We start from the raw sequence: 24,580 nt of genomic DNA, 5'->3' as shown, positions 1-24,580 counted from the left end.
CACACCGGTTATTTGCACCTGTCAGGAACGGCGAGCTTACCATACGGAATATACCCCATGAAAGCGCTCAAACTCGACTTTCTCGAAGACTACAAGGACTTTGGCCTGCTGGTGATGCGGCTCGGACTAGGGGTGAGCTTCATCGCCCATGGTTGGCCCAAGATGGTCGGAGGACCCGATAAGTGGGCCGGGCTCGGCGCACGCCTCGAGGCGGTCAGCGGCATCGGCTTCTACCCCGAGTTCTGGGGCTTTATGGCTGCGTTTGCCGAACTGGGTGGCGGAGTCTTGCTCATTCTCGGTTTGCTCACTCGCCCGGCCGCGCTGCTGCTCGTGTGCACCATGGTCGTCGCCGCGCTGTGGCACTACGTCAACGGCGATGGGTTCCGCGGCTACTCCCACGCGATGGAAGCGGCATTTACGTTCTTTGGGATCTTCTTTTTAGGGGCGGGCAAGTACAGCGTCGACGAGCACCTCAAGTGATGCGGTCGAGTTGTCCTTGAGACAGCTCCCACACTTCATCGGCCACCCGCTCGACGTCGCGCTCGTCGTGGCTCACCAGCACGATAGGAATCGTGCGGGCGTCGCAGTAGTCGAGCACCGCGTCGGCAACGTCGCCGCGCAGGCTGCGGTCGAGAGCCGAGAAGGGCTCGTCGAGAAGCAGGAGCTTTGGCTCACGCAGCAGCGCACGCCCCAGCGCCACGCGCTGACGCTCGCCGCCCGAAAGGTTGCGAGGGCGGCGTGTGAGCAGGTCTGAGATGCCGAGCATCCCGGCGACCGCCTCAGGCGCATCATGGCTTGCGCCATCGAGCAAATTTGCGCGGACATCCTTGTGGGGAAAGAGCAGGGCGCGCTGTGGCACCCACCCGATGCCGCGCTGCCATGCAGGCAGCGCGATGCCCTCGGCGCTGTCCAGCCAGGTGGCTTCGCCAAACCGAACATGGCCTCTGACACCATCTTCAAGGCCGGCGAGCACGCGTAGCAGCGAGGTTTTGCCCGCGCCCGAGGCGCCGACGATCGCCACACGGTGGACCTGGGTGCGCATCTGTGCGGCCAACTCGAAGCGCCCGCGGCGCAGTGTGATGTCGACATCGAGCATGGTATCGAACGAGGTGTCAGCCATCATTGCGTACCTCCGTGCGCCGGCGCTGCCAGCGCGAGAGGCGCTCGTAGCCGAGCATCGCCAAAAACGACAGCGCGATGCTCGCTCCCACCAACACCTGGATTGACTCGGCGCCGCTGGGGGACTCGAGCAGGGTGTAGACGGCCAGCGAGATGGTGCGTGTCTCCCCTTCGAGGTTGCCGGCGAGCACCGTCGTCGCGCCGAATTCACCAATGGCGCGCGCGAACATCAACACCGCGCCGGCGGCCAGACCTGGAGCCGCCAGGGGCAAGGTCACCCGCCAGAAGGTCTGCAGCGGCGCGTGCCCCATCGTCAGCGAGACCTCTTCGTACTCTCGATCGACCGCCTCGAAGGCATTTCGTGCCGCCAAGACGTACATCGGAAGGCCCACGGTGAACGCCGCGATCATCGCCCCTGCGGTCGAAAACGGGATTTCGAGGCCCACCGAAGCTAAGAAGCCGCCGATCAAGCCCTCGCGCCCGAACAAACGCAGCAACAGAAAGCCTGTGACCACAGGCGGTAGCGCGAGCGGGGCGAGCGTCAGCGTTGAAACGAGTGACTTGCCGGGAAAATGGCGACGCGCGAGCAGCCACCCGAGACCGATGGCCGGCAGCAGACCCAAAAGAGCACACCACAGACCCACCAGCAAGCTCAGGCGGATGGCCGACCAGACATCGACGGTCGGGTGCGGGTCGCTGGCGAAGCTCTCGGAGCCCAACTCGGCGTCGGCACCGGTGCCGACCGTGGGCATGTGGGAGAACCCGGCCTTGGTGAAGACGTCTCGTGCAGGTGCGCTGTCGAGGTACGCGACAAAGGCGTCCGCAGCCTGCTTTTGGTCGCTCTTGGCGAGCGCGGCGGCCTCGTAGGCAATCGTCGGATGAGTCTCGGGCTCGAAGGTGAACGCGACCTTTACCTCGGGCTCGGCGCGGGCATCGGTGCGATAGACGATACCGGCGTCGACTTCGCCGCGCGCCACCCACTCGAGGGCGGCGCGCACGTTGTCAGCGCGCACGAGTTTGTCCGACATCTTCGGGGCCAAATCGGTCGCCGCCAGGGCGGCATCGGCGTAGATTCCCGCGGGCACGCTTTCGCCGGCGACGGCGAGTCGTCGAATCTTGGACGGGGTGACGGCGGACGCAGTGGAGGGCGGACTCGACGTGTGACGCGGCACCACCCAGACAAGGTCGTTCGACATGATCTGGCGTCGTGTGCCGTCGGCGAGGTCGTCTTCGTCGGCGAGCCGCTGCATCCAGCGGCTGTTGGCCGACACGTAGACGTCGCCTGGAGCGCCGTCGATGATCTGGCGAGCCAAACGTGAGCTGCCCGCGAAGCTGAACTTGACCGGTTGGCCACGCTCAGCTTCCCACTGGGCGCCGATGGCCGGAAGCACATCGGCCATGCTCGCTGCAGCAAGCACAACCAAAGGTTGGTCGGCCACCTTCGACGGACTCGGCTCGGCCTCCAGGGGGGATGCCGCCGGAAGGAGCAGGATCGTCATCAAGACGAGGGTCACCGCCCATACCGAGCGGCTTGCCATTCCCCTGCGACTGCTTGTCGACGACTTCATTTACAGCATGTCCTCACGTTCGAGCCACTCGCGCACCCGGCTCATACCCTCGTCGAAGCTCACTCGCGGCTCGTAGCCGAGCATCTCGCGCGCCTTGCGGTTCGAGTAGGCGTTGGGCCGATTCAAAAAGCCAATGGCGTCGGGGGTCGCCGGTGGCTCGGAGCCGAGCATACGGAACCCCATGGCGACGGCTTTGAACACGGGCCGCAAGAGCTTGGAGGGCAGAGTCAGGATGCGCCCCTTGCCCAGCCAACGGGCGTGGTAGCCGAAAAAATCCCGGGTGCGCATGCTATGACCGTCGGTGATGTTGAAGACGGTGCCGGTGGCGTCCTTCTCGAGCACCAAAAAGATGGCGTCGACGAGGTTGTCGACGTAGGTCGGGTCGATGCGTCCGTTGCCGCCGTCGGGCAGCACGAAGAGACCCTGTTTCATCAACTCGACGGGACGCACCACCCACGGCTTGGAGCCGGGGCCGAAGACGTCGCCGGGCCGAAGGACGGTCACCTCGAGATCACGGTCGCGGTGGTGGTCGAGCACCGCTCCTTCGCTCTCGTATTTGGTCGTGCAGTACGGATTGCCCTCGCCGCGCTTGGGCCCATCTTCGGCGACCTCCGGCGGGTAGTGAAACCCATAGACCATCACCGACGACAGGTGGACCAGGCGTTTGACCCCCGCTTCGGCGGCAGTTTGGGCCACGAGTCGAGAGCCCTCGACGTTGACGTGGCGAAACTCCTGCATGTCGCCACTCTCGTTCATGAGCGCGGCGGTGTGGATGAGAATGTCGGCGTTCTCGCAGAGCTCGGCAACGGCTTGGACGTCGTTGACGCCGCCCACAATCGCCGTCTCGGCACCGAGCCCTTCGGCACGTCGGGCTCCCGCTGGGTCGATGTCGAGCGCTTTAACCTTCAACCCGCGTTCGACGGCGCACTCGACCACACGCGCGCCGATAAACCCGCCGGCGCCGGTCACTGCAATGGTCTTACCCTCGATCTTCATCGTCGCCGGCCTCTTTGTCGCAGGTGGTAGGGCTGCTGGACTCGCTTCGGTGGCGATGAACTTACACAATCACCCAGAGGGTGCAAATGATGCCGAACACCCGGTCAGAATCGAGTTGGACACTGAGCATCTACCGTTTACGTTATTCACGGTTCTGTGCCCCAATTCACTACATTGTTTGCTCATGACGAACCGGCAACGGCTAAAAACTGCCTGGACCATCCTCCGGGAGACCTTCGAGGCGTACACACGCGATAACGCCGCCCGTTTGGCAGCTTCGATTGCGTTTTATGCCATCTTTTCGGTGGCGCCGATTCTGATCATCGCCACCGCGATCGCCGGGTTCATCTTCGGTGATGATGTCGCGTTGGCCGAGATTGCCGCGGATCTCGACCGGTTCGTCAGTCCGGAAACCAGCGAGTACGTCTTCACCCTCGTCGAGCGGTGGCAAGATACCACTTCGGGCGTGCTGGCCACGGTCATCGGCTTCGGGACGCTGTTTTGGGGAGCTTACCGGCTCTTCTTGGCCCTACAAGACACGCTCAACATGATCTGGAACGTTCGGCCGCGCTCGAATATCGGTATCAAGGGGTGGATTCGGATGCGCTTGCTTCCCTTCGTCATGGTCATCGTGATCGGCTTGCTGCTACTCGCGTCCATGGTTGTGACCGCCGCATTGGCGGCTCTGGGACGCTTCTTTGGCGAGTTCTTTCCGGTACCCACTATTTTGGCCGATTTTTCGAACTTCGTAGTTTGGTTTGCCCTCTTGACCGGGCTCTTCGCGGCCATCTTCAAAATCTTGCCTGACGTGACCATCCAGTGGCGCGACGTCTGGATTGGCGCCGCGTTGACCTCGTTTCTCTTCTCCATCGGGCGCACGTTGATCGGCCTATACCTGGCGCATACGAGCACCACGTCGATTTTCGGCGCGGCCGGCTCGCTGGTGGCGCTGTTGTTCTGGGTGTACTTCTCGGCGCAGATTTTCTTTTGGGGCGCCGAGTTCACTCAGGTCTGGGCGCGGCACTTGGGCGATCGCATCGAGCCGGAACCGGATGCGGTTCACGTCGAGCGAAACTCGCGTCAGGACCGCGCCGCGGCGAAGAGCTGAACGCTAGGAGTATCGGCGCTCGAGTTCGTTTTTGAGGATCTTTCCGGTCGGATTGCGTGGAATAGCGTCGGTGGTCACCCAGCGCCTGGGCACCTTGTAGCCGGTCAGGTGCTCGCGGGCATGCGCCTCGAGCACATCGGTGTCGAGCGTGTCGTTTGCAGGGACGACGACGGCGACGAGCGTTTCTCCCCACTCCTCATCAGGCACGCCGATGACGGCGACGTCGTCGACGGACGGGTGTTGGGCGAGGACGTTTTCCACCTCGACCGGGTAGATGTTGACCCCGCCGGAGATGACCATGTCGCGAGCACGCCCCGCCAGATAGACGTAGTCGTCTTCGTCGATGTAGCCGAGGTCTTCGACGGTGACCCAGTCACCCGCGCGAATCTCGTCGGAGGCCTTGCGATCATGCAGGTAGCCGCTGACGGCGTGTTGATTGCGCACCCAGATCTTTCCCACCTCACCGCGCGGCACCTCGTTCATGTCGTCATCGAGGATGCGCACTTCTTGGCCGGCGAGCGGGCGCCCGACGCTTCCTGGGCGCTCGCGCATCTCCTCACCGTTGATGAGGGTGACCCAACCGAGCTCGGTCGCCCCGTAGAAGTCGTGGACGGTGCTCGCGCCGAAGCGCTCGATGGCGCGCTCTCGCAGCACGCGAGGGAAGGGGGCGGCCCCCGAAATCAGCCCGCGAAGGGTGGGCGTAGGGTTTTGGCGGTGGACGTCGTCGGGTAGGTCGAGCACCCGGCGGATCATCGTAGGGACCATGAAAACCGTGTTGATTTGCTCGCTGGATAGGTGCTCGAGGGTGTCTTGGGCGTCGAAGTGAGGGCGCAAGACGAGCGTCGCGGCCAGGGCGCTGTTGAGAAGCGTAAAGACTTGTCCGCCGCTATGGTAGACGGGCGCGACCACGAGGTGGCGGTCGCCGGCTTGAAGCGGTAGCCGGTCGAGCAGGCGGGTAAACTCGAGCAAGCCGTACTTGGTGAAGTTTCGCACGGTGCCTTTGGGTTGGCCGGTCGTTCCCGAGGTGTAGACGATATTTTGGCTCTCGTCTTTGGAGACGCGGCGTCCGCTGGGCGTGGCGAACTCGGAAGAAGCCTGGTCGATCACGTGGGCGTAGCCGAGCACGCCGTCGGGCGGGGTCTCGTCGCCGACGAGGATAATCGTCAGGTCGAGGTCGTCGCGGGTGCGGTCGAGTTCGCGCGCTGCCTCGAGCGATGTGGGCGAGACGAACAAGATGCGCGCGCCGCTGTGGTCGACCTGGTAGCCGAGCTCCTCGGCGGTCATTCGGTAGCTGGCGTGCACACCCGAGGCGCCAATGCGAAACAGCGAAAACCAACACGTCAGGTACTCGACCCGATTCTCCATCATCAGAACCACGGGCGTGCCGCGTTTGACGCCAAAGGAGTTGCGAAGCGCGTTCCCCACCCGGTTGATCTCGTCGTTGGCCTGCGCGTAAGTCACCTGACGGTGCTCGTCGACCATCGCCAGGCGCTCGGGGTGCTGAGCGGCGTGAATGGCGTGCACGTTTTTGACACTCAACCCGTGTCGCACAATTTCGGCGAGTACGTCCGGAGCGCCTCTGGGTGCAGAGACCACGTCGCGGACGAGCCGACTGTCGAGGCCCACCTTCAAGAGGCGTTTGCCGGCGCGAAGCAGGGTATCCTTTCCAGCGTTTGTGCGGCTCTTCTCCATGGGGCCGGTCTCCATAAGTAGTGTGGCGTCGCGCAAAGGGTACTGCCGGCGGGCGTGGTGTCAAAGGACGCGAGCCAGACCATTCCGCGAAACAGAAAAGTGTCCCCAAAATCTCCCCCCAAACTCACGGTGTCAGACACCGTGTGGGTTAAGTTCCATGCGCCTGTGAGCGCGATCTTGCGCGCGATCGCCTCCCGTGTTGCTCCAAGAAATTTGGCCCAATCACGCAACGAATCGCCCCCTTTTGCCGAAAACCGTAATGAGGGCTGTTGATGAACCTTCATCTATTCACGGAGCACGGCACCCATGGGACACCCACTGCGAAATCAGGAAAAGGACGCCATTTACGAGCTGGGCAACCGCACGCTGCACCAGATCTATGCGCTTTTGCCCGAAGAGCAGGTCAACGCCATCATCCTGGGGCTGCTGTCCAAATACGCCTGGATGTACGGGGTCGAAATCTTCGCGTTTTGCTTCATGTCCAATCACTTCCACATCCTGGCGCGCTGCCGCTCGCTGCAGATGCATCTGTTCATGCGCGACTTCCAGAGCCAGCTGGCCAAAAAGATCAACAAGTTACGCAACCGCACCGGCACCTTCTGGGAGCGCCGCTACTCCGCGACCAAGGTCCTGACCGACGAGGCGATGCTCCAGCGTCTACGCTACATCGTGTGCAACCCGTCTGAATCGAACCTCGTGCACCACCCGAAGCAGTGGCCGGGGCTTTGCTCTTGGGACATCCACAAGAGCGGAAAGCCGATGGTGGGCGAGGTGGTCAACCGCAAGACGTACTGGGCGGAGAAGCGCAAACGGAAGAACAAGGACAAGACCGAAGCCGAGCTCATCGAGATGGCCACCGAGCGGTACGCCCTCGAGATGGCCAAGCTTCCGCAGTGGCAGGAGCTCGACGACGAGGCTTACCACCAAAAGATCGTCGACGAGTGTCACACACACGCTGGGGAACTAGCCAAACTGCGCACCGTGCCGTGCCCGGGGCCAAAGAAGGCGCTCAGCGTGAAATGGAGCGATTCTCCGAGGAAGCCGAAAAAGGCGCCTCGGCCCCTGTGCCACGGCGGCGACTTCAAGCAGCGCCAGGAGTACCGCGAAGACCGACGCCTTCTCGTCGACCGGTACCGAACCGCGGTCGGCAGGTGGCGCGAGGGCAAGTCGGAGGTCGAATTTCCCGACGGCACCATTCCGCCGGGCCGCCAATTCTGCGTGGGCGGCAGCTGCGATATCCGCCGCGAGCTGCCACCGTCGCTCAATTGAGCCGCCCCCCCATTTACCGTGCCAGCCATCGTATTCCGCCCCGTCGTGCATCCGCAGGTGCGACTCTGCCCAACTGTGTCGGCGGCGCGGCCTTCAAGCCCCAAAATCTCGAATTGGTTCGCGAAACTAGCGCCTCGAAGCGAACACCATTCATCACGCCGCAATTCGACGGCGGTTTCGCACGAGAGTTGCTTGCGCGTCGAAGGGAGATTGTGCGCGAGACCGCGCTCGGAGGCGCATTTTACGGGGAGAACACGGTGTCTGACACCTGTTGGAGGGAGCGCGGATGTTGCGATTTTGTGACATGCCATTGGCATCTTTGGCCGAATGAAAGTAAGGTAGGCGCTGTTCAAGCAATCGAGCCAAGTAGAAATCGACTCCTTTCGTCACCCCCGTGACGCTGGGGTTCCACCGATTTGTGTATCTCGCGCCATGTCTCAGACGGCGACGCACGACATCGTCGAGTCCTTGGAGATCCCCGGGGTCGACCTCCTCGAAGAGGTCGGCCGCGGGGCTCACAGCGCGGTGTATCGGGCGCGCATGGGCGACGAAGTCTGCGCGGTCAAGGTGCGCCGCCATATCACCGACGCTGACGCCTCCCGCCATACGCTGCGCTACCGCACCGAGGCCGCCGTCCTCGCCCGCTTCTCACACCCGGGGCTCGCCCGCATCATCGAGGCCGGCGAGACCACGCGCGAAGGACGCCCATACCTCATCATGGAGTTCGTTGACGGGGCGACGTTGGCCGACACGATCGACCGGCGAGGGCCGCTCGGACAGACGCTGGTCGTCGATATCGCGTGCACGCTGGCCGCAGCGCTCGGCGAGGTGCATCGCCACGGCGTCATCCACCGCGACATCAAACCGGGTAATATCCTGCTGCGCGCCGGCGACGGCGCCGTCAAACTCATCGACTTCGGTTTCGCTGCGCGCGCCACCGGTGTCGACCCCGACCGCGCCGTCGTCGGCACCCTGCGCTACAGCGCGCCCGAGCAAACCGGCATGCTCCAACGCCCCGTGGATGCGCGCTCCGACCTCTACTCCCTCGGCGTCGTCCTCTACGAATGTGCCACCGGCCGTCCGCCGTTCGACGCCGCCGAGCCTGCCGAACTCGTACGTCAACACGCCGTCGACAAGCCGGCGCCCGTGCGTCAGATGGTCCCCGAAATTTCACCGGCGCTGGCGCACATCATCGAAAAGTTGTTGGCCAAAGACCCCGACGACCGCTACGGCTCGTGCGCCGCGCTCGTGGCCGATCTGGAGCGCCTCGACTCACTCGACGCCGCATATGCCGACGGTGATGCCCTCGAACTTGGCCACCGCGAGGAACGCAGCCAACGCCACCACTCGACCCCGCTCGTCGGTCGCCACCGCGAGTGCCGCCGCCTCGAATCGGCTTGGCTCCAGGCGCGCAGCGGCCGCGGCAATATCTGCTGGCTCACCGGCGTGCCCGGCGCAGGCACCTCGCGGCTCGTCGACGAATTTTTAGCCCAGGAGAGCGGCAGTTCGGCCTTTGCCTTGTCCGTTCGCTGCGCTCAGACCCCCAAGACCCCTTTCGGCGCTGTCCAACGCGCCGGCGAGAACTTCATACGGATCCTGCGAAACCTCGACCCACAGGACCTGTCGGCCTGGACCTCCCATATCGAGCAGGCAAGCCAAGAGCACATGCCTTTGCTGGCTCAATTGACCGCCAGCGCCTTCGACCTGCCCGATGTTTCCAAGCGCTTTGTCGCCGAGGATTCAGGCTCCCCGACGCGCTTTGCCGAGGCGACCGCCTCCTTCTTTTTGCAGCTTGCGACTGCCGACTGGCCGATGGTCTTCGTGGTCGATGGCATCGAGCACATCGACGACGCCAGCTTACAGGTGCTACGTCAGGTCGCCGCGCGCGTGCAGAACCACCACTTGCTGCTCGTTCTCACCGCCACCGAAGCGCCCGACTCCGACAGCGGTCCGGAGGCGTTTCTCGAAGACGTCGCCAACTTGCCCCTCCAGCACCTTCGTATCGGTCCGCTCGACGAAGAGGCCGTCTCCGAATTGGTCGCCAGTGAGCTGGGTGGGGATGGCCTACCTGTTCGCGTCGTGCGCCAGATCACCGCACGCACTCAAGGGGTTCCGCTTGCGGTGCGCGAGTACCTGTTCAGCATGCTCGAGGCCGGTGTGCTTCGCCCCACGCGTGACGGCTGGTGGGTCGACACCGCCGGGCTCGCCTCCTTGGATCTGCCCGCCGACGTCACTCTCCTGATGCTGCGCCGCATTGAAGAGTTGGGCGACGAGCCACGCTCGGTGCTACGCGCCGCCGCCATCGAGGGGCAGCACTTCCATATCGGCCTTTGCAGCGAGTACAGCGGCGTCGACGAAGGCGGCGTCAGCGAGGCCGTTGCCCATGGAATCCAGTTGCGGCTCGTCGAGCATGTGAAAGAGGATATCTACGCCTTTGTTCATCGACGCATTCGCAGTGCCTTGGCCGACGAGCTCGACGAATCGTCTCGTCGCGCCGTCCACCAGCGAATCGCCGAGGTGCTCGACGACTCGCAGGCCAACGGTGACGCCCATCTCTTCTCGCTGGCGCGCCACTACGCCAACGGCCAGGTCGACTCGAATCGCCAACGGGTCTACGAGACAAACCTCCATGCTGGTTTGCTCGCCCTTCGCAAGCACGCCTTCGAGGAAGCCTACAATTTTCTCCTTACCGCGCGCCTTCACTCGCCGGGCGAAGTCGACGCGCAGCTCCTTCGCGCGCTCGGCGAAGCTTGCGCGGCGACAGGGCGGGTCTCGGAGGCCATCCGGTTATTCGAAAACGCTGTCGCGCTCGCGTCCAGCGATGTGGAGCGCGCTCGTCTGCACGCGCGCATCGCTCGAGTCTACATGGCAGTGCTCGAGATGGACGAGGCTTGGGCGCAGATCCAACTCGCCCTGGACCATGTCGACGGCAAGATGCCCACGACCACCGCGGCGCGCGGCTTCGGGACCGTGCTCGCATGGCTGATGGCTTGGCTTGCGGCGAGGTTTCCTTCGAAGGCGAGAACTCACGACGCCGCCGCCAGTGCTACAATGCGTCTTCGGGCCCATCTGTACGAGATCGGCGCGATCACCGCGTTCTTTCGTCTCGACTACGACCTGATGGGAGGGCTGGTCATCCGCGCGCTGCGCATCGCCCGTCGGCTACCCGACTGCGCCGAGAAGGCGCAGGCTTTTTCGACCTACGGCGCCGTACTCGCCATTTTGGGCCGGCATGCCACGGCTGAAGAGTACGCCACACGCGCCATCGAGATCGCCGAGGCTCTCGACGACCGCGAGGTACTCGCTCGCGCTCGATGGTTCGAGTCGACCACGTACGAGTTCTCGGGGGACGCGCGCCGCGCCGAAACACTGCTCCGCCAGACGCTTCGCGAGCACGGCTTGTGGCTCGAGCTCTGGGAGTACGTCACCGTGTGTGGCGAACTCGGAGGCCTTCTTCTCGACCGCGGTTTCGTGCACGAGGCAGGCTCGTGGGGGAAGAAGATTCTGGAGCGCACCGACGACACCGCCTGTCACGGAGAGCTGGTCCACATGGAGCGGGTCTATGGGTTGTATCTGGAGGCAGCAGCTCGTGCCTGGGGCGGAAAAGGCATCGAGGCGCACGCCTTCGTCGAACAAGCTCGCCGGTTGCTAGAGGGGCGAGTTCAGGTCGGTTTGGGCGAAGCCAGCGCGGTAGGCTACGAGTTGGCCGTCCACTACGAGTTGGGCAACCGCGGTAAAGATGTCGAGAAGCTCTTGGCAAAATGGAAGCGCTTCGAGCTCGTCCCAGACCGCTCGCCCCACCAGATCCGGCGCTTCTACATCTACCAGGCTTATCTGCGCCTCGACCAGTTTCGGTACGCGCGCGAGTTCGACCAAAGAGCCGCTCGCGCACGTTTTCTCGAAGCGCTCGACGAGTTGAAGCTGGCCGCCGATACCCCCAAATACGCCACGCACCTGTATGTCATCCAGTCCGACTGGGAGGCGTTGAACGGGCAAGATGAGAGGGCGGGGTGGTTGCTCAGCCGGGCCGACGAGGTCGCCGATTTGGCCAACAGTCCCTGGGGCAACTTCGAGGTGGCGCTTCGTCGAGCGAGACGGCTCAAGAGACAGGGGAACGAGCGTGCAGCGCTGCGCCGGGCGCGCTACGCCCACTCACTGGCGTCCGAGTACGGCTGGAGCCATCGCGCCCGGGACGTGCGCAACGAATTCGAGTTCTATGTCGATCCGAGCTCGTCGACGACGACCACCTCGCGCTCACGCGGGCACTCGCATTCGGCCTCCGAGGGTTCGACGGATGCGCAGTCGCTCAAGTTGGAGCGCTATCTCGATTCGTTGATGGAAGTGGCCATCGCTTCGGGCACGGTCTTCGACCCGCGCGAGCAGGCTCGCGTGGCGCTCGACGAGATTGTCCGGATCTTCGGCGCCGAGCGTGCCTTCCTTTTTGGCGGCGAGCGTATCGACGAACTCGACGTCATCGCCGGGCGCGACGTGCGCGGGCGAGACCTGGGCGACCGCGGCGACTACTCGAGCAGCGTCGTCGAGCGCGTCTGCCGCGAGCGGCGCTCCATCGTGAGCACGGGCTCGGACGAGGGCGATGTGCTCTCGAGCGCGAGCGCCGTGCACCACAACCTGCGAAGCATCATGGCAGGACCTGTCCAGATTCAAGACCGCTTCCTGGGCGTGGTCTACGTCGACAGTCGTATCGCCAGGGGCGTCTTTGCTCCCGACGATGCCGAGATTCTCATGGCGATCTCGAGTCATATCGGCATCGCCCAGGAAACCGCACGCGCCGCCCAGCTCGAGGTCGACATCGAGTCGGAGCGCAAGAAGCGCGAGCTCGCCGAGGTCATTCGCCACACCACTGCCGCGATGACCTCCACGCTCGATCAGTCCGAGGTCTTGGAGCGTCTCCTCGAGGGGGTCGGGCAGCTCGTTGTCGCCGATCGTGCCGTGGCGTTTTTGCTCGACGGCGATCAGCTCGAACTGTTCGTCGAGCTGGGCGATGGTGGGGCGACGGTGGGCGAAGCGTCCGAATGGATCTTTGGCGATCCTCGCATCGAGCGCGTCATGGAGACGGTCGAGCCGCAGGTGTCGTCGGATGGCGACGACCTGGGAGGCACGTTCAGCCACGCCGACGAGGGCTACTCGTGGATGGGCGTGCCGATCGTATCGCGTGAGCAGTTGGCCGGGATGATCTTACTCGAGCGCGACGAGGACGACGCCTACGGCCCCGACCATGTCCAGCTCGCCCTGGCACTGGCAGGGCAAGCAGGCATCGCCATCGAAAACGCCCGCCTATTTGCCCAGGTCGAGCGACTCGCCATCCTCGATGACCTCACCGGGCTTCCAAACCGTCGCCGACTCTTCGAGGTCGCCGAAGCCGAGTTTTCCCGTGCCCGCCGCTACGCCAAGCCGTTGTCAGCGATCATGCTCGACATCGATCACTTCAAGAAGGTCAACGACACTTACGGCCACGCCATCGGTGACGAAATCCTGCGCGCCGTCGCCCACCGCTGCGATGACGCGCTGCGCGAGACGGACACCATCGGCAGGTACGGCGGTGAAGAGTTCGTGGTGATCATGCCCGAGACGTCACTCGACGAGGCGAGCCAATGTGTGGCGGAGCGGCTGCGGACCGCGGTGGCAGACGCTTCGATCGTCACCGACCGCGGCGAGGTGTCGGTGACGATCAGCCTGGGCGTCGCCGAGCTGACGCCTGCCGATGAGGACGTCGACTCGTTGCTCAATCGCGCCGACGAAGCCTTGTACCGCGCCAAGGAAGGCGGCCGGAACCGGGTCGAGGTGGCCTTGTCATGCACGGACACGGCGTCACATTCATAGTGCCCGCTGTACTGACTTTCCACGTTCGACTGGGGGAGGGGCGCGATGAGTGGACGCAGCTGTGTTTCGATAATCGCCGTGATGGCAATACTTCTGACTGGGGCTTGGGCGCACGCGCAGGTTCGCGTGATCAATCCCGGCCAGCGCAACGCCGAGCCGGGTCAGGCCGAACCGGTCGACGTCGATGACACCCGCCCGGTCGACCCGCGGACCGGTCAAACCGTCGATCCCAACGACGTCTTCGTCATCAGTCCCTTCGACTCTGGAGACCGAATGAGCGCGACCGCGCTCGCCGAGCAGGTCCAAACGGCCCTCGACCAGGCCCGAGAGCGCACCGTCAAATTCGAGTCCGCCATCGAAAAGGTCGAACGTCAGTTCGCCGAAATCGAGCCCGGCGAGCAGGTCACCGTGCCGCCCGAAGTGCTCGGGCGTTTCGAGCGTGAGGTCGACGTGCTCGGCGATGATTTTCGGCAGGTGCGGCGTGGCTTCAACCGGCTCGGCCTTGCCGAGGAAGCCGAGCGCACCCGGCAGGTGGTCAGTTCTCTCGACATCCTGCAGACCAGACTCGCCTTGTTGGGCCTCGAGTTCGAGAAAGCTGAAGGCGCCACTGTGCCGAGCGACCTCCAGTTCGACTTCGAGTTGCTCGTCGAAGCGTTGGCGCTGCTGAAACAACGCCGCCTCGGTTTACCCAACTTCAACGCGGGTCGTTTTGCCGACAACGACCGCATCATCCGTCCACCTGAAGGACTCGACCCGCCGCGTGGCCTCATCCGGCCGCCCGAAGGCCTCGAGCCGCCGCGCGGGCTGATTCGGCCGGCCCAGGGATTGCGACCGTCACAACGCATTATCCGTCCGGCGGAGGGGCTGAGACCGTCTCGTCAGATCATCCGGCCTCCCCGGAGCGTCAATCCGGCCACTGATGGAGAGTAGGCCCAACTGCAGAGATCAAAAAAGGCATCTGTCTGGTCGACAGATGCCTCGTTTTTACGTCGTCTTTTCGTTGGAGCAGAAACGCGCGATTAGCCCGAGCTGCGCTCGGTGTCCTCGGCGCCGACCACGCGAAGCGAGTGAGCACTCGCCTTCTCGGTGGCGCTGATTTTGGCGTCGCGTGCGTCCGGATCCATCAAGTTCATCGCCTCGCGAAGGTCGCCGATTTGACCCGGCGCCAGGCGCATGCGCTTATGAGTCATCCACCCGAGATCACCGCCGTGCCGCTGGAACCGAAGCTCGAGGGTCGGAACCATACCGGGCTCGGCCACTTGGACCAATTCGATACGGCTGTCCGCTTCGTCTGCGGCGAGTACTCCCAGGAATCGTTCGATGCTCATAACTGCTCCGGCGCTTGAGGGGCTCTCGGACAAGAGGGCCTTTGGACACGATATTGATATCGAATTTCAAAAAGGTGTCAAGCGTGATTTTGAAAACCGTTATCAATTAGTGGTCAGTCGATGCTGCAGCACCAACCTAAACAAGGGTATTTCGTTGGCAACTCGACATCAGACCAACCACGAAGCGCGCGGGTTTCTTCCCACCAGATCGCCGAATAAGAGATGAGCCGGGCAGGGCTCTTCAGCTCGAGACTGGCCTCAATCGATCGTGACTTCTTTACGCACGGTGTCATTCGCCGTCTTGTACTTCTTCGAGGCGGTCGATCCGTACATCTTCACAATCGCGATGATCACACACGCGATGAGGATGAGCAGGATGATGTACTCGGTGGCAGTGGCGCCACTGGTGTCATCGTCGAAGGTTTTGAAGTGCTTAGAAAATGGCCAGTCCATTTTTGCCTTCGTGCTCTCGAGTGGGTGAAGTGTCTAAACAACGCTGGCCATCATAGCACATCTCGAACGCTTCGCCGAGGCTTGCGCCGCACAAAGTGTGCTGCCATAATCCGGGCACTCCACAATTTTTTACGAAAGTGGGCGACTACCTCGGTGGTCCGCATCACTTTGGCAACGCCGAGTGCTTCACGGGAGCAGGACTCGATGATGGACTGGTGCTTCGACATGGGCGTTCACCACGGCCCGAGGTGGTTGGTGGTCGGGTGCGCGCTACTCTCCATGGCTCTTCTCTCCGGCTGCAGTCTCCAGAAGATCACCGTCAACCAGACGGCCGACGTGCTCTGGGAAGGGCGCACGGCCCTGGAAAGCGAGCCCGACCCGCAGTTTGCGCGCGAGGCGATGCCGGCGAGTCTCAAGACCTTGGAGACTTTCCTCGAGAGCGCCCCCGACAACCGCAAGCTGCTTCGCATGCTCGCCAAGGGCTACTTCTCGTATTCGTTCGCTTTCCTCGAAGAAGACATCATGCGCATGCAGGCGGCCGGCGCGAGCAGCGAGGAGATCGACGAGGTCATGCAGCGCGCCGTCCTCCACTACATGAAGTCGCACCGCTATGGGCTGCGTCTGCTCGATGATGAGGAGTTCGAGAAGGCGGCGACCGATTTGAATCTCGAAAAGGTCGAGAAGCTCTTGAAGGAGATGGACGAAGAGGACGTCCCCGGCCTCTTCTGGACCGGCTACGGTTGGGGTTCGGCGGCGAATTTGGCGCAGTCGAATACCGACATGGTCGCCGCGCTTCCCGTCGTCGAGGCGATCATGAAGCGCGTCGTCGAACTCGAGCCTGGCTTCTTCTACTCGGGCGCCCCCCTGTTCTTCGGTGTTTATTATGGAAGTCGTCCACCGATGTTCGGTGGCAACCCCGATCTGGCAAAAAAGTACTTCGAGCAAGCGATGCGCCAGCACGGCGATAAGAACCTGTTGATTCCCGCGTTGTACGCCCGCTTTTACGCCACGGCGCCCGGGGTACAGGACCGTGAGTTATTCGAGCGTTTGCTCACCGAGGTGCTCGAAGCAGACGCCTCGAAACATCCAAAGCTTCGCCTCAACAACGAGATCGCCAAGCGGCGAGCGGAGTTCTGGCTGCAGGGCGTCGACGACCTCTTTTACTGAGTTCCTCTTTTACTCAGCCCCACGGAGTGAGCATGGATAGCAGAGCAGGAACGATTCAGCGTCTCGGCCTCACGGTGCTCGTCGCACTCGTGGGTCTGATGGTGGGCGTAGGCCCGGTGTCGGCCGAAGAGAAGCAGACCCTCAAGATCGCCACGCTGGCCCCCAAGGGCTCGAGCTGGATGAAGTCGTTCGAGGACGCCAAGCGCCAGATCGAGAAGAAGACCGACGGCCAGGTCACCCTCAAACTGTATCCGGGAGGTGTGATGGGCGACGAGTCGGCGATGGTGCGTAAGATGCGCACCGGTCAGCTCGACGGTGGCGCGGTCACCAGTGTGGGGCTGGGCGAGATCGACAAGAAGATGCTCGTCCTGCAGCTTCCGTTGACCTTCCGCAACCATAAGGAGCTCGATTACGTGCGCGATAAGATGTCGGGCACCTTCGAGAAGATGCTCGCCGACAAGGGATTTAAACTGTTGACCTGGGGAGATGTCGGCTTCAACTACCTGTTCACCCAAACGCCGGTCCAAACGCCGAAAGACCTCCACAAGACCACCCCGTGGGTGTGGAACACCGACCCCATCACCAAGGGGGTCATGGAGGTCATGAACGTCAATGCCGTGCCGTTGGGTGTGCCCGACGTGCTCACCAGCCTGCAGACCGGCGTCATCGACGCCTTCTTGAACTCGCCGTACGGCGCGGTGGCGCTGCAGTGGTACACCAAGGCCGATTACGTCACCAACATGCGCCTGGCGGTGGTCATCGGTGGGGTCGTGGTGACCGCAAAGGCGATGAACAAGCTCTCCGAGGAGCATCAGAAAATCGTCATGGACACCTTCAGGGCCGAGGGCAAGGACCTGCTCGCCCAGATCCGCAAGGACAACCAGCAGGCGATGAAGACGATCGAGAAGGCCGGCGTCAAAGCAGTTCAGCCGAAAGACTTCGACGAGTGGAAGAAGATCGCCGACAAGACGCGCGAGGAGCTGACCGGCAAGCTCTTCCCGAAGGAGTTGGTCGACGAGATGATGAAGCACTTGAAGGCCGCTCGCTAAACCACTTTTTGCGCCCGTCGATCCTCGGCGGGCGCTTTACTTTGGGCCCATGCTAAAACCGCTGTTCAAGTTCGAAGCAGGTTTGCTGCGCGTCGAGAAGTGGGTTCTCGTCGCCTCCGTGCTGGCGATGCTTCTGCTCGCCGCCTACACGGTCTTTTACCGAAACGTGCTCATCCCGTGGCAGGCTCACCTGATGACCAGCGGCCCTCCGGTGGTCGCACAGGACGAGTCGGCCGAAGCGGACGAGCCCGTCGAGGACGACACAGTTGAAGACGGAGAAGCCGAAGATTTCGCCGGTGGATTTGGCGGCGGGTTCGGCGACGGGGCTGACGAGGCTGGAGAGCCGACTGATCAGGCGGACGCGCCTGATGACGGCGCGGGTGGTTTCGGCGGTGGGTTCGGCGGCGAGACGCAAGAGCCCGCCGAGGAGATCGAAGAGGAGACCGACGAGAAGACCGAAGCACAAGCCGGTGACGAAGCGGGCGGCTTCGGCGGCGGTTTTGGCGGTGGATTTGGCGGCGAGGACGAGAGCACCGGCGAGCAGGATGAGGCTGCCGAGGCGCCGGCCGACGCCGACTCCGACGCACAGCCGCGACAGACCGCGGCAGAAGCGCCCGAAGAACCCATTGGAGGACCGCCCGAAGAGGGCTCACTGGCAGCAAAGATCATCGCCATCATCGACGAGTTGAAGTTTCACTGGATCGACGTGCTGCTGCGCCAGTTGGTCATCATCAGTGGCTTTCTCGGCGCGATGATGGCCACCCGCCAGCGCAACCACATCACCATCGACGCGGTCGGGACGCTACTCAAAGGCCGCGCCGAGCATGTCGTCCAGATGGTGACCGGCCTTGTGGCCGCCATCGTCTGCGTCTTTTTGGCGATGTCGGGTTGGGACCTCGTCGGCATCGGCCTCGAATATCCCCGCCAACTGATCCCGTGGGCCAAAGAGTGGCATTTCCAACTCGCCTTTCCCATCGGCTGGGGCCTTCTGGCGTTTCACTTCGTGATGCGCGCCATCGAGTCGGCCCAGCGAACCCTCGCATATCCTGACGACGAAGCGACCGAAGGTGCGTCTCCGAGCGCCGAGCCGCAAGAGGAGGCCGCATGACACTCGTCATCATCGGCATCATCTTGCTCGTCTTGGCGGTGCTGGGGACCCCGCTCTTCGCGGTGCTCGCCGGCCTGGCGCTCGTTCTCTTTGCGATGTCGGACACGGGCATCGTCGTTCTGACCGAAGAGCACTACAAGCTGGCCACGAGCCCGCACCTGATCACCATTCCGCTGTTCACGCTCTCGGGCTTCTTGATGGCCAAGAGCAAAGCAGCCGACCGGCTCATCAACGTGAGCAACGCCGTGCTCGGCTGGATGCCGGGCGGCCTGGCGGTGGTGGTCATCGCCGCGTGTGCCTTCTTCACCACCTTCACCGGCGCCTCGGGCGTAACGATCGTGGCCCTGGGAGGGCTGCTCTTTCCGATGATGGTCCAAGATGGCTATCCCGAGCGGTTTAGCCACGGCCTGATCACCGCCAGCGGCTCCATCGGACTGCTGTTTCCACCATCACTGCCCATCATCTTGTACGGCATCGTGGCCATGGCCAGCGTCGACAAGCTCTTCGTGGCCGGCATTCTGCCCGGTGCGTTGATGGTCGGGGTGCTCAGCATCTACGCGATGATCGTGTCGAAACGCTCTGAGGTCGAGCGCATCGAGTTCGTCCCCAAGGAAGCGCTGTCGGCGCTGTGGGAGGCGAAGTGGGAGGTGATGGTGCCTGTGGTGGTGCTGGTGAGCATCTACGGCGGGTTTGTGACCATCGCCGAGGCCTCGGCCATCGCGGCGCTCTACGTGCTCATCGTCGAGGTGTTCATCCTCAAAGACATCACCCTGCTGCCCGACGACTCCGGCCGCGCCGACCTCGCCTCGGTCATCTACGAGACGATGGTGATGGTCGGCGCGATCCTGGTCATCTTGGGCGTGGCCATGGGCCTGACCAACTACTTGGTCCAGGAACAGGTGCCGATGCAGATCTTGGAATTCATCCGTCAGTACATCGACGATCGCACCACGTTCCTTCTCGTGCTGACCGTCTTTTTGCTCATCGTCGGCTGCATGATGGACATCTTCAGCGCCATCGCGGTGGTCGTGCCCTTGATTACGCCCATCGCCGCCGACTACGGGGTCGACCCCATCCACCTGGGCATCATCTTCTTGGCCAACCTCGAGATTGGCTACATCACGCCGCCGGTGGGGCTGAACCTGTTTATCTCGTCGCTGGCCTTCGACAAGCCGGTGGTCTACCTGTACCGGACCGCACTTCCTTTCCTGTTCCTGTTGTTGGGAACCCTCCTCGTGATCACATTCTGGGAAGACCTATCCTTGACACTCGTCAGATTGTTAGTCGGCGGTTAAGTAGCTCGTCAGGGGGCTAATCGGGGGGAGACTCCCTCACGTCGTCCCACTCAACTATGAAGATGGGAGGAAGCATTATGTCCAACACGACACCACGAGAGCAGGGCGGCGATCACGTCCAGACGGCTGATGTGAGCACCCTGCAGACCTCGCAAGAGGACCAGGCCAAGGGGTACTTGGAGAGTCTGACCGATGACGATTTTATCGGGGAATTGCAGAGCGCGCTCGAGCACGCCAAGCGGCTGACCAAGAAGGAGTGGTCGGTGACGGTGACCGCCGATAACGTCGAGATCGAGAGCCGCGACGGCGAGAACAAGCGTATCTCGCTGCCGCGGCCGAAATCCCTCGACAACTAATCATATCCACTCGGCAGTCCGGACCGGTTTATTCGGCGGGTTTGAAGCTCATCTCCATGCCGTCATACGGCGCGCGGGAGCCGTCGAGCAGGTCGGCCTCGGACTGGTCGTCGAACAAGTGGTAGCGGGCAAAGGCCAGCGAGTAGGCGTTGATGATGTCGAAGGCCGCCTCGGGTTCGATGAACTCCTCGTTGCACCCGTCGTTGTCGATCTGGTCGATGCCGCTCAACAGAGTGCACATATTCGAAAAGGTGAAGTGGCCGCCCTTGGGCAGGTTGATGCGGATGTGTTGGCTGCCTTGCATGGCCTGCCAGATGGGGTCGCCTTCTTCTTCGTTCGGAAGCGTGCGATCCATGCCGCCAGTGAACAGTAGCGTGGGCGTATCGATGTCGGCCAACCCGTCTCGAAACGCCTCGTAGCCGCCCGGCGTCTGCGGAATGGCGACCTTGATGCGCTCGTCCAGAAAGCCGGCGCGGAACAGGTCGGTCCAGGTGTCGTTGCCGTTGAAAATCTCACAAAAATCAGTGGGCTCTTGCTCGCATTCGGCCAGCAACTCGTCGACGGCGAAGCCGGCGCCCGAGCTCGCCAACGTGGTGAAGCCGCCGAAGCTGTGGCCGCTCAACGCGATGTGCTCCTCGGAGACGAGTCCGCTCAGCGGGTCGTCGTCGGGCAGGGCGAGCATGTGGTCGATGACGGCGCTGACGTCCTGCGGGCGAAACACCGCGGCGGTCAGGTCGATGGCGCCCTGGGTGTCGCGGAGCGTATTGCCGGTGTGGTCCGGGGAGGCGACGATCCAGCCATGGCTGGCGAAGAACTCCGTCATAAAGAAGCTCTGCTCGGCCAGGCTGCTGTTACCGTGCGAGAAGACCAGCAGGGGAGCCGGCTCCTCGAGCGCCACGCTGGCTCCCAGCGAGACCTCCGGGCGGCCGAACAGGTTGTAGTAGACGGCCGTCTCGCCGTCGGTGTCGAGGGTCGGGTACCACACGGCCAGTCGCAGATTGCGCGGCTCGTCGGTGCCTTCGGCCTCGTAGGTGATGTAGGTCTCGGTGAATCCCACCTTGTAGGGGCCCGTCTCGTCGACCGGCCACGGTCGCTCGGGCAGAGTGGGACCGGCGTCGACCTCGGCGTCGGCACCGAAAACGTCACCGGCGTCAGCGCCCACATCCGGGCTGAGGCCGGTGTCGGACGACTGCTCGGACGGCTCCGATCCACAGGCGGCGCTGGACAGGGCGAGGGCGAGCAAAACTACAAATAATCGACGCATCATCGGCAAGCCTCACGGGTCACGTGGCATCAAGTGGGCCACAACTTACCTACATCGGAGGCGATTCTCAACGCTCTCAGCCACCGCCGAGCGACGCTGCATCCACAACTTAGACCTACCCTAACGGGTGCGACGATTCCGTCGGTGTTAATAATTTAGTGTTGTAGTCGCCCGAGAGTTGCGAACGGTGCCAATACCCACTTTTATGGAAAGCCATTGTATTCGTCTTGTTGGTGGTGAAAATTTAAAAAGGGTCTGGTCGAGACGCTGAAGATACGGTATTGATAAGTCAATGGAGATCGTCGGGTATCCGGCCCCACGGGTGAGGTCGCAACTCGTCGTCCGCCGGTGCGAACCCGGACTATTTACGGCGAGTTAGTGGTTTACACAGAAGGGTTTGTATGGGCTGGGATGTTCATGCTTCCCACTGGAGTTGAGCCCGCACGGGTAGTTTCCTCACACAGGTGATTTTTGAGATGACGGCCAGCGATAAGCAGTCAAGCAGCGGCGGGTCCTCACGCGAGGAGCGCTCGCTTCACATCCAAGGCAACGGCGCTCACGGCGGCGAAGTCCCCGAGGGTGCGTTCTACGTGCCGGTCAGCGTGCTCAATCCGCCGAGTCTGATTCAGAACGTGCTCGAGCGCTTCCACGTGGGCACGGTCGGCGAGTTGCTCGAGCTGAGCGACAAAGAGCTGCGCGATGCGCGCGGCGTGGGTGCCAAAAAGATCGAGGTCATCAGCGACCTGAAGGTGCGCGCCCAGCGTGAGCTCGAGTTCGACGCCCATGGACTAAGTGAGGCCAGCGAGACGCAACTACTGAGCGACCGCCTCGACAAGATGGGCGTGAGCATGGACGAGCCCTGGGAGCGCGTGCTGCGCGTGCTGCCCACTCGTGCACGCGGCGCCTTCGAGAGCGTGGGCTACGATTCCATCGGCGATCTCGTCGCCTCCTTCGAGCGCGGCGAGCTGAGCCGGCTGCCGAACTTCGGCCCCAAGACGCTCAACCGCGTCGAGGAGATCCTCGAGACCATCGCCAACGAGGGGCTCGAGGCCTACCTATTCGGCGAGCGCGGTCGGCCGCAGTCGATCGACGAGTTGCTCGACCAGGCGCTCGACAGCCTCGAAGAAAACGACCGCGACATCGTCGAGCGTCGCTTCTTTGCCGGCGATACCTTCGGCGAGATTGGCGACGACTACGGCGTGAGCTTCCAGGCCATCCAGGCGCGCTTCGACACCCTGGTCGAGTCGCTGACCCACCGCTTCGGCCCCGAAGCCGAGGTGTTGGTCGAGCCGTTGGTCGAGGCGACCGAGACCGCCGGCGGGCTTCTGCCCGTCGAGCTCATCCGCGACAATATCGACATCGAGAATCTGCGCGAGGTTTTGTTCGCGCTGCATATCGCCGGCGAGACCGACTACCGCATCTGGCAGGGCGTCTTCTTGACGCCGCTGCATCAGAGCGAGATCGACACCAAGCTGCGCACCCTGCGCGACGAGATCGTCGAGACCGGCCGCGCCACGCTGCCCTACGACCAGATCAAAAACTTCGCCCGGCGTGCCGGCATCCAGCTCGAGCGTCAGGCCATGGCCAAGCTGTTCTGGGTTGTTTGGGAGGTCGACATCGGCCAGACCGGCCCGGTGCGCAACCCCTGGGCGCGTCGAAGCGACCACGTGGCCAACGTCCTCGAGGACGCGGCGCGTCCCATGACCGCCCAGGAGATCCTCGACCGGCTCGAGGTCGGCGAGGAGCACGAGCACGGCATCGACGAGATCAGCGAGCGCGCGCTCAACGGTCTGCTGCACCGCCACGAAGACATCTACACCATCGAGCGCGGCACCTACGTGCACGCCTCGGCGCTGCCCGTCAGCCGCGACACCCTCAACGAGGTCGTCGAGTGGTGCGTCGACCGGCTCGAAGGCGAGACCGGCCAGATCAGCACCAAGTACCTGCTCGGCGAGCTCGAGGACGCCGGCCTGGCCAAAGAGGGCCTGACGCCCTACCTGCTCAAGGACTCGCTCAGCCGCCACCCGGAGGTGCTCACCTTCAAGAACACCTACCTGGTCGCCCACGCCGAGACCTTCGAGGAGAGCGGCAAGACCCTGGCCGACCGCGTCGAAGCGGTCCTGGCCGACGCTCAGAACCCGCTCACCGTCGAAGACGTCATCGACCGGCTGCCCGAGGGCATCGACTACCACCGTATGTCGATCTACACGACGCTGCTGTCGGCGCCGTTCTCGCTCAACATGGGCAACAACCGCTTCGTGCACCTCGACTTCGTGGGCCTGAGCGAAAACCGCCGTCGTCGCCTGCTCGACGCCGTCCACGACATGCTGCCCGAGGACGGCACGCCCATGTCGTGCAACGACCTGCTCGAAGAGCTGGCCGACCTGCCCGAGGCGCGCTCCCTGTCGATTCGCGACCACGGCTCCGGACTCCTGTGGGGCCTGCTTCGCGAAGACGACCGTGTCGTCTGCGGCCCCGGCGAACTCGTCGCCCGCGACATCGGCAGCGAGAGCCAGCACGTGCTGCGCACCGCCATCGGCCAGATCGTGGGCGATTACGGCGCCGCCTACCCCCGCGAGGTCCGCAGTGAGCTGCGCTCTCAGTACGGCTACGGCGGCTCGGACTCGGCGGTCTTCGGCTCGCTGACGCGAAGCGCCGAAGAGGGTCGCCTGCTTCGGCTGCCCGACTCGCTGTACGTGCCCGAGGGCAGCGACGCCGAGATTCTGGAGCATATGTCCAGCCGCGACCGCGAGATCGTCAAGCTGGCGCGCAGCTCCGAGCTCGACGAGACCCCCGAGCGCATCCTCGACTTGCTCGAGGCTTATTACGAGCAACACGGCCACGTCGCCGAGCGCGACCGCATCCGACTTGCTCGATGAGTCGAGCGAGACTAGTGGTGTGGCATCGAATCTCGGTGTCACGCCACAAGTACGTCACCTCTGACAGGTCTCGCAGCTCGACGAAATA

At 63.2% G+C, this 24,580-nt stretch carries 18 protein-coding genes; 11 read left to right on the top strand and 7 right to left on the bottom strand.

Features of this window, described 5'->3' with window-relative positions:
* Positions 1-57: 57 nt before the first annotated feature.
* Positions 58-480 carry a DoxX family protein gene (locus FIV42_RS02445; protein WP_141196135.1) on the top strand — a complete coding sequence of 141 codons (423 nt, stop codon included), beginning with the start codon at positions 58-60 and terminating at the stop codon, positions 478-480.
* Here FIV42_RS02445 and FIV42_RS02440 read toward each other — a convergent pair.
* From FIV42_RS02440 to FIV42_RS02430, 3 genes are read right to left on the bottom strand one after another with little or no spacing between them, the layout of a single operon-like run.
* The gene (locus tag FIV42_RS02440; protein WP_222615361.1) at positions 473-1,123 is read right to left on the bottom strand and encodes an ATP-binding cassette domain-containing protein; all 651 of its coding nucleotides are present in this window, start codon (positions 1,121-1,123) and stop codon (positions 473-475) included. The two genes, FIV42_RS02445 and FIV42_RS02440, sit on opposite strands and share 8 nt — an antisense overlap.
* Positions 1,113-2,687 (bottom strand): molybdate ABC transporter permease subunit, encoded by a 1,575-nt coding sequence (modB, locus tag FIV42_RS02435; protein WP_141196134.1) that lies wholly within the window; start codon positions 2,685-2,687, stop codon positions 1,113-1,115. Before modB ends, FIV42_RS02440 begins: the two co-directional genes overlap by 11 nt.
* The gene (locus FIV42_RS02430) at positions 2,688-3,683 is read right to left on the bottom strand and encodes an NAD-dependent epimerase/dehydratase family protein (protein WP_141196133.1); all 996 of its coding nucleotides are present in this window, start codon (positions 3,681-3,683) and stop codon (positions 2,688-2,690) included. It abuts the gene before it with no gap.
* Between the two features lie 55 nt (positions 3,684-3,738).
* Between FIV42_RS02430 and FIV42_RS02425 the strand changes: the two genes are divergently transcribed.
* Complete coding sequence (locus FIV42_RS02425) at positions 3,739-4,791, top strand: YihY/virulence factor BrkB family protein (RefSeq protein WP_246099092.1); 1,053 nt, start codon at positions 3,739-3,741, stop codon at positions 4,789-4,791.
* Positions 4,792-4,794: 3 nt separating this feature from the next.
* Here the strand turns inward: FIV42_RS02425 and FIV42_RS02420 are convergent, their stop codons facing one another.
* Positions 4,795-6,483 carry a class I adenylate-forming enzyme family protein gene (locus tag FIV42_RS02420; RefSeq protein WP_168210335.1) on the bottom strand — a complete coding sequence of 563 codons (1,689 nt, stop codon included), beginning with the start codon at positions 6,481-6,483 and terminating at the stop codon, positions 4,795-4,797.
* Between the two features lie 306 nt (positions 6,484-6,789).
* On the opposite strand from FIV42_RS02420, the gene FIV42_RS02415 reads away from it, so the two are divergent.
* From FIV42_RS02415 to FIV42_RS02405, 3 genes are all read left to right on the top strand, one after another.
* Positions 6,790-7,752, top strand: a complete 963-nt coding sequence (locus tag FIV42_RS02415; protein WP_141196130.1) for a transposase — start codon at positions 6,790-6,792, stop codon at positions 7,750-7,752.
* 432 nt (positions 7,753-8,184) lie between these two features.
* Positions 8,185-13,593: a diguanylate cyclase gene (locus FIV42_RS02410; RefSeq protein ID WP_141196129.1), complete on the top strand. Its 5,409-nt coding sequence runs from the start codon at positions 8,185-8,187 to the stop codon at positions 13,591-13,593.
* Positions 13,594-13,671: 78 nt separating this feature from the next.
* Entirely contained in the window at positions 13,672-14,523 is an 852-nt protein-coding gene (locus FIV42_RS02405) for a hypothetical protein (protein WP_146983761.1), read from the top strand.
* A gap of 89 nt (positions 14,524-14,612) precedes the next feature.
* Here the strand turns inward: FIV42_RS02405 and FIV42_RS02400 are convergent, their stop codons facing one another.
* Both FIV42_RS02400 and FIV42_RS02395 read right to left on the bottom strand, forming a co-directional pair.
* Positions 14,613-14,921, bottom strand: coding sequence for a hypothetical protein (locus FIV42_RS02400; protein WP_141196127.1), 309 nt, complete (start codon positions 14,919-14,921; stop codon positions 14,613-14,615).
* Between the two features lie 258 nt (positions 14,922-15,179).
* Complete coding sequence (locus FIV42_RS02395; RefSeq protein WP_141196126.1) at positions 15,180-15,374, bottom strand: Flp family type IVb pilin; 195 nt, start codon at positions 15,372-15,374, stop codon at positions 15,180-15,182.
* A gap of 204 nt (positions 15,375-15,578) precedes the next feature.
* On the opposite strand from FIV42_RS02395, the gene FIV42_RS02390 reads away from it, so the two are divergent.
* The 5 genes from FIV42_RS02390 to FIV42_RS02370 all read left to right on the top strand — a co-directional run bounded on the left by FIV42_RS02390 (position 15,579) and on the right by FIV42_RS02370 (position 20,349).
* Positions 15,579-16,541, top strand: coding sequence for a TRAP transporter TatT component family protein (locus tag FIV42_RS02390; RefSeq protein WP_141196125.1), 963 nt, complete (start codon positions 15,579-15,581; stop codon positions 16,539-16,541).
* 32 nt (positions 16,542-16,573) lie between these two features.
* Positions 16,574-17,590, top strand: a complete 1,017-nt coding sequence (locus FIV42_RS02385; RefSeq protein WP_141196124.1) for a TRAP transporter substrate-binding protein — start codon at positions 16,574-16,576, stop codon at positions 17,588-17,590.
* A gap of 49 nt (positions 17,591-17,639) precedes the next feature.
* Positions 17,640-18,698: a TRAP transporter small permease gene (locus FIV42_RS02380; protein WP_141196123.1), complete on the top strand. Its 1,059-nt coding sequence runs from the start codon at positions 17,640-17,642 to the stop codon at positions 18,696-18,698.
* Positions 18,695-19,993: a TRAP transporter large permease gene (locus FIV42_RS02375; protein ID WP_141196122.1), complete on the top strand. Its 1,299-nt coding sequence runs from the start codon at positions 18,695-18,697 to the stop codon at positions 19,991-19,993. Before FIV42_RS02380 ends, FIV42_RS02375 begins: the two co-directional genes overlap by 4 nt.
* Positions 19,994-20,070: 77 nt before the next feature.
* Positions 20,071-20,349 (top strand): hypothetical protein, encoded by a 279-nt coding sequence (locus FIV42_RS02370; RefSeq protein WP_141196121.1) that lies wholly within the window; start codon positions 20,071-20,073, stop codon positions 20,347-20,349.
* 28 nt (positions 20,350-20,377) lie between these two features.
* Here the strand turns inward: FIV42_RS02370 and FIV42_RS02365 are convergent, their stop codons facing one another.
* Complete coding sequence (locus tag FIV42_RS02365) at positions 20,378-21,616, bottom strand: alpha/beta hydrolase family protein (protein WP_141196120.1); 1,239 nt, start codon at positions 21,614-21,616, stop codon at positions 20,378-20,380.
* A gap of 473 nt (positions 21,617-22,089) precedes the next feature.
* Here FIV42_RS02365 and FIV42_RS02360 point away from each other — a divergent pair, with 473 nt between their 5' ends.
* The gene (locus FIV42_RS02360) at positions 22,090-24,492 is read left to right on the top strand and encodes a sigma factor-like helix-turn-helix DNA-binding protein (RefSeq protein ID WP_141196119.1); all 2,403 of its coding nucleotides are present in this window, start codon (positions 22,090-22,092) and stop codon (positions 24,490-24,492) included.
* Positions 24,493-24,580: the final 88 nt, after the last annotated feature.

The organism is Persicimonas caeni, from assembly GCF_006517175.1.
GTDB classification, from domain to species: domain Bacteria; phylum Myxococcota_A; class Bradymonadia; order Bradymonadales; family Bradymonadaceae; genus Persicimonas; species Persicimonas caeni.
The sequence above is the reverse complement of the archived record's forward strand: the minus strand, read 5'-3'. Positions and strand labels throughout refer to the sequence as shown.

What these genes read in the sequence shown, in the direction of transcription:
- modB (WP_141196134.1), bottom strand. Translation starts at nt 2,687, where the DNA reads ATGAAGTCGTCGACAAGCAGTCGCAGGGGAATGGCAAGCCGCTCGGTA.
- FIV42_RS02395 (WP_141196126.1), bottom strand. Translation starts at nt 15,374, where the DNA reads ATGGACTGGCCATTTTCTAAGCACTTCAAAACCTTCGACGATGACACC.
- FIV42_RS02365 (WP_141196120.1), bottom strand. Translation starts at nt 21,616, where the DNA reads ATGATGCGTCGATTATTTGTAGTTTTGCTCGCCCTCGCCCTGTCCAGC.
- FIV42_RS02385 (WP_141196124.1), top strand. Translation starts at nt 16,574, where the DNA reads ATGGATAGCAGAGCAGGAACGATTCAGCGTCTCGGCCTCACGGTGCTC.
- FIV42_RS02415 (WP_141196130.1), top strand. Translation starts at nt 6,790, where the DNA reads ATGGGACACCCACTGCGAAATCAGGAAAAGGACGCCATTTACGAGCTG.
- FIV42_RS02430 (WP_141196133.1), bottom strand. Translation starts at nt 3,683, where the DNA reads ATGAAGATCGAGGGTAAGACCATTGCAGTGACCGGCGCCGGCGGGTTT.
- FIV42_RS02410 (WP_141196129.1), top strand. Translation starts at nt 8,185, where the DNA reads ATGTCTCAGACGGCGACGCACGACATCGTCGAGTCCTTGGAGATCCCC.
- FIV42_RS02375 (WP_141196122.1), top strand. Translation starts at nt 18,695, where the DNA reads ATGACACTCGTCATCATCGGCATCATCTTGCTCGTCTTGGCGGTGCTG.
- FIV42_RS02445 (WP_141196135.1), top strand. Translation starts at nt 58, where the DNA reads ATGAAAGCGCTCAAACTCGACTTTCTCGAAGACTACAAGGACTTTGGC.
- FIV42_RS02390 (WP_141196125.1), top strand. Translation starts at nt 15,579, where the DNA reads ATGATGGACTGGTGCTTCGACATGGGCGTTCACCACGGCCCGAGGTGG.
- FIV42_RS02360 (WP_141196119.1), top strand. Translation starts at nt 22,090, where the DNA reads ATGACGGCCAGCGATAAGCAGTCAAGCAGCGGCGGGTCCTCACGCGAG.
- FIV42_RS02440 (WP_222615361.1), bottom strand. Translation starts at nt 1,123, where the DNA reads ATGATGGCTGACACCTCGTTCGATACCATGCTCGATGTCGACATCACA.
- FIV42_RS02425 (WP_246099092.1), top strand. Translation starts at nt 3,739, where the DNA reads ATGAACTTACACAATCACCCAGAGGGTGCAAATGATGCCGAACACCCG.
- FIV42_RS02370 (WP_141196121.1), top strand. Translation starts at nt 20,071, where the DNA reads ATGTCCAACACGACACCACGAGAGCAGGGCGGCGATCACGTCCAGACG.
- FIV42_RS02380 (WP_141196123.1), top strand. Translation starts at nt 17,640, where the DNA reads ATGCTAAAACCGCTGTTCAAGTTCGAAGCAGGTTTGCTGCGCGTCGAG.
- FIV42_RS02420 (WP_168210335.1), bottom strand. Translation starts at nt 6,483, where the DNA reads ATGGAGAAGAGCCGCACAAACGCTGGAAAGGATACCCTGCTTCGCGCC.
- FIV42_RS02400 (WP_141196127.1), bottom strand. Translation starts at nt 14,921, where the DNA reads ATGAGCATCGAACGATTCCTGGGAGTACTCGCCGCAGACGAAGCGGAC.